This window comes from Pseudoxanthomonas sp. UTMC 1351 (assembly GCF_040948865.1).
GTDB lineage: Bacteria > Pseudomonadota > Gammaproteobacteria > Xanthomonadales > Xanthomonadaceae > Pseudoxanthomonas_A.
On sequence record NZ_JAVGJT010000052.1, the window covers coordinates 1 to 12,485 of the forward strand.

The following is a 12,485-nucleotide window of genomic DNA, read 5'->3' on the forward strand; positions in this document are numbered from 1 at the left end:
CGAGCTCTTCGCTTCTATCAGATATGGCAGGAAGAGCTCGCGCCGAGACGGCGCTCCTACAGGTCACCGGTGCCGCCAGCGTGAGCCGCCACCCTCAAGTACAGACGAAGAAAGAGGGAACAAAAAAAGCGGATAAGACTTGAAGAGCCTTATCCGCTTCTATCTGGCTTGATCCGTGTCCAGGTTTTTACTGTCCGGTCGCGCCCTATGTCGCTCCTACCAGATAAACAACAACAAGAAAATTAGCCGGAAAACGTACGCAACGCGGCACGTAGACGCTTCAGTCCTTCGCCGACTTCCTCATCGGAGATATTCAAGGCGGGCACAAAGCGCAGCACATCGGGCCCGGCCTGCAACAACAGCAAACCTTCTGCGGCAGCATGATCGAGTATCTCCCCGGCGCGTCCCGCATACTTCGGCTGCAAAACCGCACCCAGCATCAACCCGCGCCCACGCACCTGCGAGAACAAACCCAACTCGCTATTGATCGCATCCAGTTCCTTGCGCAACACCGCGGCTTGGCGCGCCACGTTGTTGGCGATCTGTGGGGAGGACAACTTGCGCAACGCGACCCTGGCCACCGCGGCGGCCAGGGGATTGCCGCCGAAGGTGGTGCCATGCGCACCGAACTGCATGACGTCCGCCACTTTGGGCCCCGCCAGCATCGCGCCAATCGGAAAGCCGCCGCCCAGCGCCTTGGCCAGAGTGACGATGTCCGGCTTGATGCCGTCCTGCCAATGGGCGAACAACGTTCCAGTGCGCCCCATACCGGACTGGATTTCGTCCAGCGCCAGCAACGCGCCATGGTGATCGCACAGCTCGCGAACCGCAGCCAGGAATCCTGACGCTGCCGGCATCACGCCGCCCTCGCCTTGCACCGGTTCCACCAGCACCGCCGCCACGTCGCTGGAGGCCATGGCAGTTTCCAGCTGGGTCACGTCGTTGAAATCGACGTAGCGGAAGCCGCCAGGCAGTGGTTCATAACCTTCCTGGTATTTCGGCTGCGCAGTGGCGGTGACTGTCGCCAGCGTGCGGCCGTGGAAGCTGCCGCGGAAGGTCACGATGACACGGCGATCGGGCGTGCGTCCTTCCGAGGTCGCCCAACGGCGGATCAACTTGATCGCCGCTTCATTGGCTTCCGCGCCGGAGTTGCACAGGAACACCCGGGAAGCGAAGCGCGAAGCGGTCACCAGTTCCTCAGCCAAGCGTAGCGGCGGTTCGCTGTAGAAGACGTTGCTGGTATGCCACAGCTTGCCGGCTTGCTCGGTCAGCGCCGCTACCAGGTCCGGATCGTTATGGCCCAAACCGCAAACCGCGATACCGGCGGACAGGTCGATGTACTCGCGACCGTCGCTGTCCCAGACCCGCGCGCCCTGGCCGCGCTCCAGGATGACCGCACGCGGGCGATAGATCGGCAGGTAGAAACGCTGGCCGGCAGCCAGCAGATCGGCGGTGGTCGGAGTGGTCATGGCAGTGGAAAGCAGCGGGACAAGGCGGGTATTGTCGCCGATCAGGCCGGGTGCGCCACAATTCGGACAAGGAGGTCGACCATGAACCCCATTTCTCCACGCCAGCTCAGTCCTGCTCGGGAAACCGGCTGGCGGCGCCGCTGGTTCGACATCATCTATCGCCATGACACCCCGCCGTCGCGCAACTTCGATCTGTTGTTGATAGCCGCCATCGTTATCAGCGTGCTGGTGGTGATGCTGGACAGCGTAGCCAGTATCCACGCGCGTTACGCCAAGCTGCTCTACGTCATCGAGTGGGGCTTCACCCTGTTGTTCACCGTGGAATACGTGCTGCGCCTGATGACCGTGCGCCAGCCGTTGCGCTATGCGTTGAGTGGCTGGGGAATTATCGATCTGCTCTCGATCCTGCCGACCTACCTCTCGCTGCTGATACCCGGCAGCCAAAGCCTGCTGGTGCTGCGCGCGCTACGCATCCTGCGGCTGTTCCGCATCCTCAAGCTCACCCAGTACGTGGAGGAAAGCGGACTGCTGCTGGGTGCGCTATGGCGCAGCCGCCGCAAGATATTCATTTTCTTCAGTGCGGTAATGACGCTGGTAGTGATCTTCGGCGCGGCGATGTACCTCATCGAAGGACCGCAACACGGCTTCACCAGCATCCCGACCAGCATGTACTGGGCCATTGTGACCATGGCCACCGTGGGCTTTGGCGATATCGCGCCACAGACGACACTGGGGCGCGCGGTGACGTCGATACTGATCCTGATCGGCTACAGCATCATCGCCGTGCCTACCGGGATCTACACCGCGGAACTGGTGACCAGTCTGCGCGAGGCCAGCCATGAACCGGGGCATCTGGACCGGCGCGATTGCCCGCAGTGCGGACTGGAAGGACACGACCCCGACGCACTGCACTGCCGCAACTGCGGTAGCCGCTTGCCGGCTTCAATGGGCTGAGCCACGCCGGGAATCGGGAATCGGGAATCGGGAATCGGGAATCGGGAATCGGGAATCGGGAAAGGCTCTTGCTTACCTCCCCCTTTGTAAAAGGGGGATCGAGGGGGATTTGCTTTTGGCGTGGCAACCAAACGCATCTACATCATGCGATCCCTCACCACCCGGAACAAACGATGCCCCCACAAAAGCAAATGCCCATGACCCTGTAGGAGCGCCGTCTCGGCGCGAGCTCTGCTCGTATCCGAACCGCCGCGGAAAGAGCTCGCGGCGGGACGCCGCTCCTACAACAGCAAAAACCCTACAAATGCCATGACCCGGTAGGAAGCAAACGCCCATGACGCTGCAAGAACGCTCATGACACTGGAGCGCCGTCTCGGCGCGAGCTCTGCTCTTATCCGAACCGCCGTGGAAAGAGCTCGCGGCGGGACGCCGCTCCGCGCCCCGGTAGCCCCTCGACGCGCGCGATCAAAAACGCGCCGCAGCGCGCCCGGATGGCGAACACCCCGTGGCTTTATCGCGATCTGACGGCAAGAGCTCGCGGCGGGACGCCGCTCCTACAAAAGCGAAAGCTCTAAAACGCAATATCCGCCGCCGCCTGCGCACGTATCACCGGACCAAAGCTGGTGATTGCCGGCAGCGTGGCATTGTGGTGTTCCCGAATCTGCGCCGCACTGGCATGCGGTTTGTCGTGGGTGGTGTGCGCATCGGTCACAAGGATCACGCCATAACCATGAGCCGCAGCGCTACGCGTGGTGGTATCGACACAGAATTCGGTGGCATAGCCGCAGATCACCACCTGATCAACACCGGAAAACGCCAGCACTTCGTCAAGACCGGTGCGCAGGAATGAGTCGGGCGTGGTCTTGCGGATGCGATGGTCGCCGGGTTCTACCTGCAACTGATCTTGTAGCGCCCAGCCGGAAGAATCGGGTTCCAGATCGCCCAAGCGCTCGTGCTGCACAAAGATCACCGGCGCATCGGCTGCCCGCGCTCGCGCTGCCAACGCGTTGATGCGCGCGATTACCTCGTGGGCTTCCGCCGGGCGGGGCTCGGGATCGAACAGCCCCCGTTGGACGTCTATCACGATCAGGGCAAGACTCATCGGCCACCTATGCGGAAAGGACTGCGGCCAGCTTCCCGCATCCGGCATAGAAAGCCAAGGGACTCGGGGGGGACATCCGCTTTTTTGCAACAACAGGCAAATCGGACGCATGTGCTGCCCCGGCGGCGACCGCATGGCGACTGATGACGGCCTTCCCTAAGGAATGGCGGATGCACGCAACACAAGGATTCGCGTACCTGAAAGGTAGGCCGCGTGCGCGCCTTGGCTTCATCCGGCGCCATCAGACGCGATCCCAATGCTGCTTCAAACCACACAGACGTGATACGCCGATCGTAAGGCTCTTGCGATCAACACGTCACCTAAGCACCTGTTCTATGAAGGTGATGCCTGCGTCGCGATATATGACCCGTCGCGGAGGGTCATCGCCATTGACTGGCTCATCTGCAAGCACGCAGCCACAGCCGCCTCTCCTATTGCAGTTACCCGTTGTGCCGACTCTGCCCGATGGGCTTACGTCAGCCACTTTCGGTTTATATCGATAGCCGACGGCTCAAGCCATACGCAGGCTCTTCGGTCGCTATCCGCACTGTTGAAAGGAGTTTTCACAAGATCGACAAGAGATTGGGCCAGCGACCACTCAGTACACATACAACACCGCTGTCCTTCTCGGGACGGGTCGAGATATATCGAAAGTTGCTTCATCTGCATTGCGACCCGAATCCAACCTTCTCCCATCCACCTCTTCTGACACGCAACATCATTCTTTTCCCGCAATCGCAATAACAACGGAGCATTAATGAATCACCTTTCAAAAATCCCCTTGGCCACGCTGGTCGCCCTCGCCTCGTCGGGCGCAGTTGCTCAGGAAAGCGTCAACCTGTCAGTTACCGGCACAGTTGTGCCTTCGTCATGCGTACCCACGCTCAGCTCGGCCGCCATCGACTGGGGCACCATTTCCATCAGCGGGGAGTCGGATATCGTCCTCCCGGCCAAGGACTTCAAGATGCAGATCGATTGCTCGTTTCCGACGCGCTTCGCTCTGGAGGTCAGCGACAACAAAACCGGCACACTGCCAAACAAATTCCCCTTCACGGACGCCAACTTCGGCTACCGTAGCTTCGATCTTGCCGACGGCGACGTACCCGTTGGTGGCTATGCGTTGAAGGTGCGAGGCGACCGCGTGGGATCGGACGGCGCGGAACTTCGGGTCTTGGCCAGCCAGGACGACGGCGCAACATGGGCCGCGCGTTCCGCCATTGGCGCCGGGGTCCCGCTGCTATCCGCCGGGCTCACCGGGTTTGGAGACTTGGTGTCCGGCAGCTACACGCCGGTTGCCGTTACCCAAGTGGTCTTCGATGGTTATGTCGAAGGCCTGATCCGTCCGCAGGATCTGCCGCAGACCAACGACTACCAGATCAGCGGCTCCAGCACATTCACCATCAAATACCTGTAAGGCAAGGCGCATGGAGACTTGGAAGCGCACTCCTTCATGCGGCGACACCAATCCAGCTTCTTCTTTGCCGCCTTATGAGCCGGCGATATCACACACCGCAACCTGTGGAGTAAGAATGAATCATCTCTCAAAAATCGCGTTAGTGGGTCTAACAACGCTCGTATCCTCCGGCGCCATCGCCCAGGAAACCACCGACCTCACCGTTACCGGCAAAGCCGTGCCGAGGGCATGCACGCCAAGCCTCAGCGCGGCCAAGCTTGACTGGGGCGACGTTCCTTTGCAGGTGGAACTTCCGACATCGCTACAAAGCAAAACGCTGACGGTGGGCGTTTCTTGCCATGCGCCGACACGTTTTGCATTGCAGATTGCCGACAACAAAGCCGACAGCGCGCCCAGCACACAGGGATCGCGTGGTTTTGCGCCGGTGGATGACATCGCCATCGGCGGTTACTCGATGAGAATCCCTCTCCATCGTGATTTGCCAGTCGATGGGGGGAGCGTTAATACAAGTCTGAGCAGAGACGATGGTGAAAGCTGGAAGTACTTGTCCTTCTATGGCGGTTCCAATTACTCGATCCGGAGTGAAGATCTGATTGGCTTCACCAGTGGTGAAGCCCCACCGACCGCCATCAAAGACTTGAGCTTCGAGATCCACGTCACCGGCGAGATCCGCCCGCGAAACGAATTGCCCTTGGAAGAATTCGAGATAGCTGGATCAAGCACCTTCATTATCCAATACCTCTAAGTAAAGTCTGAGCAAGTCATTTTTCTCGTCACTCCCGCGAAAGCGGGAACCCAGCCTCTTTTCTTCATAGGGCATTGACATTGCTGGATCCCCGTCATGGCCGGTGACGACAAGTGCTCAGACATTTCCTAATGCTGGAGATCACGTCCTAACCACTGCGCTCCAATGCAGTTGTCGACGTACGCTCCCCCACCATTCCGGCGTTTTCCTTCGCCACATCATCAACAACACGAGTATCAGATGAATCAACTCTCGAAGACTGCACTGATCGCCTTGATCGCGTTCGCTTCCTCCACCGCGACAGCCCAGGAAAGCGTTGAACTGACTGTCACCGGTAGAGCTCTTCCGCCAGGCGCGTGCACACCGACACTCAGTTCCCCCAACTTGGACTGGGGCCAGATTCCGATCAATCATGAGGACGAAACGACGGAACTGCCAATGAAGGCCATCGACGTAGGCGTGAACTGCGCGAGCCCGATTTCCGTCGCCCTGTACATAGTCGATAACAAGCACAACACCCTGCCAGGGAGCTTCAAACCCCAAGATGGCTGGCGCGGCCTGGGGCTGATCGACGGCCAGCCAATCAGCGGCGCCTACCAGATCAAGGTGAAGGACAACGCCGGATTGGTTGACGGCAACAGCACCGCTGCAGTGACCAGGGGGTTCACTAGTCCCGCGTGGCTGACACTGACTTCCGCCATTTCACCAGATCGGTTTCTCTCGTTCGGCGCAACCGGCTACACGGCGCCTTCGCCACTCAAGTCGCTCAGCTTCACCGCCGAGGTGACAGGCATTCTGAATCCACGTTCATTGCCCAGCGGCGATATCTCTCTCAGCGGCTCCAGCACATTCGTCGTTTATTACTTGTAAGTGCCGAAGCCAATTTTCAGCAACGCGACACCATCGATTGAAAAGCGCTTGACGCGTGGCGTGGCATCGACTTGACGCTGCCACGGTGCGTTTCCGTCCCGGCGTTCTTTTACCGGCTTGCTTTTCGACTGGCTCATTGCCAGAGCAACACTGGGCAGTGGATTTTCCACTGCCCACAATTACCGCCGTAACGGCCAGTTGCAGTAGATCCAGTAGCTATGCGGACTAGAACGGAATTTTTCGATACTCGCAGAATTTCCGATTTACTCGATGGCTTTTCCAAGCCCACCCCGGAGAATCGGATCGCTTAAGGAAGGTCTGAATAATTCGGCTTTTTCTCGTCATTCCCGCGAAGGCGGGAACCCAGTGCCCTTGCTTTCAATGGTTTAAGTCGCGGGATCCCCGCCTTCGCGGGACGACGACAATTATTCAGAGGTTCCTTAAGGTCCGTCCGTGTGTCCAAGCCGGCTTCATCTCGTAAGCCTTATAAGATCAGGAAAACAAATGAAGAAAGCTGTACCTGCCTTACTTTCTGTGGCGCTCATCGTGGCCTCGACTTCGGCCATGGCCGAGGGCGAATCCGTTGACCTCACCGTGACCGGCTCGGTCGTCCCTTCGGCCTGCGTGCCGACGCTAGATAGTGAGGAACTCGATTGGGGCAAGATTCAGAGCTCGGCTCTCCATGAGGCTCTTCCGCTACTTTTGGAGACCAAAGACCTGAAGCTCACGGTCGCCTGTGCGGCTCCGACCAAATTCGGCGTGCAGATCATCGATAACAAAGCCGACAGTGCCTTGCCAGGCACCGATCCTGGATACCGTGGTTTGGGATTCGTGGGCGACGCCAAGTTCCCCATCGGAGCCTACTCCGTGCGTTCGAACGACTCGACAGCCGACGGCAGCCCCGCAGGGAATTTGCTGAGCGTCGACAAGGGTTTGACCTGGACCCATTCGACCGGCCCACTCGGCTTGGCGATCGAGTCGACCGATTGGGTTGGCCTCACAACGGCGCAGGCGGCTCCGTGGGCACCGACTGCCGCTACAAACGCGGTACTAAATTTCAAGGTGCAAGCCCTTATCAGCAGCAGGAACCAGCTGCCTCCAATCGGGGAAGGGGATATTGCGCTCGACGGATCGAGCACTTTCGAGATCAAGTACCTGTAAATCAAAGCAGTGGCGCTAACGGATAACGGCCCACAGGGCCGTTATCCGAGTCGACGCAAGCTCTCTCTCTTTTTCAGTGTTCTACCAAGCCAGGCGCCGTTGACGGGTTTCTGCTTGCCTGTGAGCACATTTACCCAAAGCGCTTTTAGACCATGACCTATTTCATATACAGACTCGCCGCTGGCCTAGCGGTGGGCGCGGCCATCTTGATCGCCGCCCCTGCACAAGCGGAAGGCATGATCCCCGCCACCACGGTGGTGCTGGTACACGAATCCGAGCGCGAGGCCAGCCTGCTGGTGCGCAACGACGACAAGACCGCGGCACTGCTATATTCCTCATTGGAGGATGTGCCTGAGGATCAGGAGTCCTTGCTGATCGTCACCCCGCCGGTGACGCGGGTGGAGCCCGGCAAATCGCAGCTGGTGCGCTTCATTCTGCAGAACCGCGAGCCGTTGAAAACGCAACGCCTCAAGCGAGTGACTTTCGAAGGAATCCAACCCAAGGATCCCAGCAAGAGCTCGAAAGTGGCGGTGACGGTGCGCCAGAATCTGCCGGTCATCATCCATCCCAAAGGCTTGCCGCTGGAACGCGAGCCTTGGAAGCTGCTGGCTTGGACGCTGGCCGATGGCAAGTTGACCGTGCGCAACGACAGTCCTTACGTGGTGCGCCTGGCGCAGAACCTGCGTCTGTTGCCCAGCGACACCGGCGCGGAGTTTCCACGCACCTATATTCTCCCCGGCGAGAAAATTGCAATCGAAACCGACGCAGCACCGACCTCAGTGGAGTTTGTGCCTGGCTCCTTGTACGGTTTTGCGATGCCGGCCTATCAGGCCCAGATCACCTCCGCCGCGACACCGGCAACAGAGTGATGCGTGTCCGTGATCTCCGGCCAGGCGATTGATCATGCGGCGGTCCGATGTGGGAACGGCGCCGCCGAAGCGGCGCCTACTGTGGCTGGCCACGATGCTCGTGCTGGGACGCGAAGCCGCGGCCGAATCGCTTCATGCCGAGGACATCGGCCAGGGAGCGGAAGCACCTGAGGCGCCGCGCGATCTGGAGTTCGATACCGAATTTCTGCAACGCCGCGGCATCGACCCGAAGATAGCCGAGTACTTCCGCCAGGCGCCGCGCTTTGGTGCCGGCAAGCAACGGGTATCGCTATCGGTCAATGGCCAACGACGCGGCGAGTTGGACGTGCGATTCGATGAAGAGGGGCAGCTGTGCTTCGATGCCGCGTTGCTCGATAAGGGACGCCTGCGCCTGCCCGATTCGTTCCCGCTTCCCGTGGCTGGGGCAGACTGCATCGATTTCGTCACGGCCTGGCCACAGACGGGCTTCGAACTGGATCCAGCCACGGCCGTGGTGGGATTGGTGGTGCCAACCGATGCGTTGAGCGCGCGCGTGGACCCGCTGCCCGACTATGCCGGCGGCGGCGTCGCCGCCTTGCTCAACTACGACATAACCGCCAGCGATAGCCGTTTCGGTAGTGGGTCGAGCCGGTCGCTAGCGGCCAATACCGAACTGGGCTTCAACGCTGGCGACTGGATCGTGCGCAGCCGCCAATCGTTCAGTTCCGGCGACTCGTCCAGCCGTTTCGACACGCTCTACAGCTATGCCCAACGCAGCTTCGTCAACCAGCGCAAGATACTGCAAGCGGGGCAACTCAGCATCAACAGCCCGGTATTCTCCGGCGCGCAGATCATCGGCATGCAGGTGCTGCCGGAAACCGCACTGATCGATAACGCGCCGGGAGCGGCGCTGGTGGAAGGCATCGCCGAATCGCAAGCGCGGGTCGAAGTACGGCAAAACGGCGCCCTGCTCTACAGCACCGTGGTGCCGCCGGGGCCTTTCGCATTGGGTGATCTGCCCCCCTTGTCGAACGGCCTGCCGTTGGAAGTGACCATAGTGGAAGCGGACGGCCGCCAGCGGCAATTCACCGTGCCCGCCGCGGCCCTGCTGCGTCCCAGCCGAGCCTCGGAAGGCCTGTCGTTTGCCGTGGGACGGGTGCAACCCTGGGGCGACCGTAGTGCCGACGGCGGCGTCACGCCCTGGGTGGTGAGCGCAGCCCGCGGTTGGGCGTTGGGCGATGATGTTCGACTCAGTGGCGGCGCGATGGGTGCGCAAGGCTATCAAGCCGCCGGCTATGGTCTGGATGGCCGTGTGGATGATTGGAACTTCAGCCTGCGGCACGTACGCGCGCACTCGCGACAGGCACGCGTCCGCGGCGACCAAGTCAGCTTGGCAGCCAGTTGGATGCTCAGATCCGGACTTTCGTGGAGTGCGTCGTTGCAGCAGCGCAGCGGCGGTTACCGTGAACTCCAGGAAAGCCTTTACCGCAGCGATGACGCCGATACGCTCACCCATGCCAGCCGCCAGTTCACGACTCATCTGAGCTGGGGAGGCACCAAGGTCGGCCGGTTTACCACCAGCTATAGCCGTTCGCTGCAAGCGGGAGGCAACTACCAGGATCGCGCACTGCTTTCGTGGAGCCGGCAGTTCGGCGGTGTCACCGCCAACCTCAACGGGCAGTGGAGCCTCGGTAACACGCGGAATACCTCATCGTTGTCGGACCGCCATGCGATCTACGCGTCGCTAAGTGTCCCCTTGGGTCGCAGCCGGTTGCGCCTGACCGCTAACGATCGCGACGGCAATCGCCGCTATGGCGCGAACTACGCCGCGCAAATCAACGACCAGCTGAGCTACAGCGCATCTGTGCAGCGCAATGCGCAGCGCGGGACGCAAGATGTGTCGGCGAACGTCAATTGGCTGCCGCGCTACGCTCAAGCAGGACTGGGCTACACGCGGTACGGCTCCGGCGGACAGTTCCGCACGGGCAGTTTGCGCGGTGGCGCGGTATTCCATCGCGACGGTGCGACCCTGTCGCCGCACCCAATCCAGGACACATTCGGCATTGTTCGCCTGAGCAAGCCGCAGGCCGGCGTCAAACTCAACACGCCAGGCGGCACCGTGTGGACGGATGCTTGGGGACGCGCGGTGATCGCCCAGCTGCCCGCGTTCCAGCGCAGCCAGGTCGATGTCGACACCAAGACGCTTCCGCGCAACATTGACATCGACAATGCTGCCGCCGATCTGCTGCCAAAACGCGGCTCGGTGCACCGGCTGGATTTCGGCTTGTCGCAGAACCGCCGAGTGCTGCTGCAAGTGCTCGGCAGCAGCGGCCAGCCTTTGCCCAAGGGCAATGTCGTCGCCAACGACGCGGGTGAGTTCGTCACTGCCGTCGGCAAGAACGGCGAGGTCTACCTGGCAGGCGCCAACCTGGAGGGTCGTTTCACTTCCTACGACACCGAAGGAGCGGCTTGCGCCCTGTCGTATCGCCTGCCCGAGCTGCCAGACCCTGATCAGTACTACGAGACCGCAGACGCGCGATGCGAACCGCTATGAAAAATACATGTCGCCGAATCACCCAGCTCGCGCTTTCACTGTTTGGAATGGCGGCACTGGTCGCGCCCGCGTGGGCGGCCGAGTGCCAGCTCCAGATCAGCGAATCCGAACTGGATTACGGCAGCCGCACCCGAGCCGAACTGATCGGGGAGCGTTATCACCGTGATGCGTCGCCGCTGCCGCCGCGGCAGGTGATGTTGACGGCGGTCTGCGATCAGCCCTCGTCGATGGCGTTCTTCTATCGCGGCGTGGCCGCGGACGAAACGCGCTTCCGCTTCGGCGATGGCGATTTCACGTTGCACGTCGATCAAGCTCTCGTAGACGGTGAACCCGTCATGCTAGGCCAGGTTGGCGCCAGCGACGATGCTCCGATGCAGGCGGACATGGCGAAGGCATTGCAGCCGCATCATGGCGTCATGCCGATGCGGGACGGACAGGCCGCGATCGGTAAGCGCTTCTCCGCCCGCATCGTGGTGCAGCCCAGCATCAAAGCGATCGCTCCATTGCGCGAAGAAACGCTTTGGCACGAAACGGGCTATTTCGAACTGGTGACGCCATGAAGCAGATCGGCACCCTTGCGTTTCTATGTGCAGGCCTGTTGTCGTCCTGGCCGGCGCGTGCCGACAATCGCCACGCCGAGTTCTCGCTGCGGCTGTCGCTAACGCCGTCCGCGTGCCGGCCCAGCCTTTCCGGCGGTGGAACGATCGACTACGGCGAGATTCCCGCGTCGCAGCTGAGCCGAACGGCGCAGACTGCGCTCTCGGCCAAGGCCATCACGCTATCGGTGGATTGCGACGCGGCAACCTACTTCGCGCTGCGGTTTATCGACAATCGTGCGGCGGGCGACGGGTCGCCGGATTTCAGTTTGGGCGAAAGTAATGACCGGCCGGTCGGCGCCTATCGAGCGAAGATCCTGCAGCCGTTTTCGGAAGCATCGCCGCTGGCACTCCTGCGCAGCGATGACGATGGCGCGCTCTGGCAAGAAGACAGCGCCGAGATCGCTTCCGGAGTACTGTACGGTTTCGCTCTGCCGGGAAAGACGCTTCCCGGCGCTCATTCGCGCGTGACCACGGAACTACAGGTACAAGCGCAACTCGCGCCCCGCGACAAACTTCCTGAAGCAGCCAACCTGGATGGCTCGGCTACGATTGAAGTGATTTACCTCTAGCGCGTTGTTGTCGTAGGAGCGCCGTCTCGGCGCGAGCTTTTGATCGCTGGGAAAGAGCTCGCGGCGGGACGCCGCTCCTACAAAGGCAAACGCTCATGCTTCTGTAGGAGCGCCGTCTCGGCGCGAGCTTTGACCAGGTTCGTTGTTGAGGAGCTTTTCGCTTCTATCGCGGCCTGACAGGAAGAGCTCGCGCCGAGACG

12 protein-coding genes are annotated in these 12,485 nt (G+C 60.9%); 9 read left to right on the forward strand and 3 right to left on the reverse strand.

Annotated elements, in window-relative coordinates:
- Window positions 1–242: 242 nt before the first annotated feature.
- Window positions 243–1,469, reverse strand: a complete 1,227-nt coding sequence (locus AB6O04_RS20225) for an acetylornithine transaminase (RefSeq protein ID WP_368566215.1) — start codon at window positions 1,467–1,469, stop codon at window positions 243–245.
- 81 nt (window positions 1,470–1,550) lie between these two features.
- Between AB6O04_RS20225 and AB6O04_RS20230 the strand changes: the two genes are divergently transcribed.
- On the forward strand, window positions 1,551–2,423 hold the full coding sequence (locus tag AB6O04_RS20230) for an ion transporter (protein WP_368566216.1): 873 nt from the start codon (window positions 1,551–1,553) through the stop codon (window positions 2,421–2,423).
- 571 nt (window positions 2,424–2,994) lie between these two features.
- Here AB6O04_RS20230 and AB6O04_RS20235 read toward each other — a convergent pair.
- Window positions 2,995–3,525 (reverse strand): cysteine hydrolase family protein, encoded by a 531-nt coding sequence (locus tag AB6O04_RS20235; protein WP_368566217.1) that lies wholly within the window; start codon window positions 3,523–3,525, stop codon window positions 2,995–2,997.
- A 757-nt stretch (window positions 3,526–4,282) separates the two neighbouring features.
- Here AB6O04_RS20235 and AB6O04_RS20240 point away from each other — a divergent pair.
- The 3 genes from AB6O04_RS20240 to AB6O04_RS20250 all read left to right on the forward strand — a co-directional run bounded on the left by AB6O04_RS20240 (window position 4,283) and on the right by AB6O04_RS20250 (window position 6,554).
- The gene (locus AB6O04_RS20240; protein ID WP_368566218.1) at window positions 4,283–4,939 is read left to right on the forward strand and encodes a DUF1120 domain-containing protein; all 657 of its coding nucleotides are present in this window, start codon (window positions 4,283–4,285) and stop codon (window positions 4,937–4,939) included.
- Window positions 4,940–5,054: 115 nt separating this feature from the next.
- Entirely contained in the window at window positions 5,055–5,684 is a 630-nt protein-coding gene (locus AB6O04_RS20245; RefSeq protein ID WP_368566219.1) for a DUF1120 domain-containing protein, read from the forward strand.
- Window positions 5,685–5,924: 240 nt separating this feature from the next.
- A complete protein-coding gene (locus AB6O04_RS20250) occupies window positions 5,925–6,554 on the forward strand; it encodes a DUF1120 domain-containing protein (protein WP_368566221.1) in 630 nt (209 codons plus the stop codon).
- Here the strand turns inward: AB6O04_RS20250 and AB6O04_RS20255 are convergent.
- Complete coding sequence (locus tag AB6O04_RS20255) at window positions 6,545–6,724, reverse strand: hypothetical protein (protein ID WP_368566222.1); 180 nt, start codon at window positions 6,722–6,724, stop codon at window positions 6,545–6,547. The genes AB6O04_RS20250 and AB6O04_RS20255 overlap by 10 nt on opposite strands.
- A 334-nt stretch (window positions 6,725–7,058) precedes the next feature.
- On the opposite strand from AB6O04_RS20255, the gene AB6O04_RS20260 reads away from it, so the two are divergent.
- The 5 genes from AB6O04_RS20260 to AB6O04_RS20280 all read left to right on the forward strand — a co-directional run bounded on the left by AB6O04_RS20260 (window position 7,059) and on the right by AB6O04_RS20280 (window position 12,285).
- Complete coding sequence (locus tag AB6O04_RS20260) at window positions 7,059–7,715, forward strand: DUF1120 domain-containing protein (protein ID WP_368566224.1); 657 nt, start codon at window positions 7,059–7,061, stop codon at window positions 7,713–7,715.
- Between the two features lie 152 nt (window positions 7,716–7,867).
- Window positions 7,868–8,584: a fimbria/pilus chaperone family protein gene (locus tag AB6O04_RS20265; protein WP_368566225.1), complete on the forward strand. Its 717-nt coding sequence runs from the start codon at window positions 7,868–7,870 to the stop codon at window positions 8,582–8,584.
- Window positions 8,585–8,618: 34 nt separating this feature from the next.
- Window positions 8,619–11,117, forward strand: coding sequence for a fimbria/pilus outer membrane usher protein (locus tag AB6O04_RS20270; RefSeq protein WP_368566226.1), 2,499 nt, complete (start codon window positions 8,619–8,621; stop codon window positions 11,115–11,117).
- On the forward strand, window positions 11,114–11,677 hold the full coding sequence (locus tag AB6O04_RS20275) for a hypothetical protein (RefSeq protein WP_368566227.1): 564 nt from the start codon (window positions 11,114–11,116) through the stop codon (window positions 11,675–11,677). The genes AB6O04_RS20270 and AB6O04_RS20275 overlap by 4 nt, the downstream gene beginning before the upstream one ends.
- Window positions 11,674–12,285 carry a DUF1120 domain-containing protein gene (locus AB6O04_RS20280; RefSeq protein ID WP_368566228.1) on the forward strand — a complete coding sequence of 204 codons (612 nt, stop codon included), beginning with the start codon at window positions 11,674–11,676 and terminating at the stop codon, window positions 12,283–12,285. The genes AB6O04_RS20275 and AB6O04_RS20280 overlap by 4 nt, the downstream gene beginning before the upstream one ends.
- Window positions 12,286–12,485 lie beyond the last annotated feature (200 nt).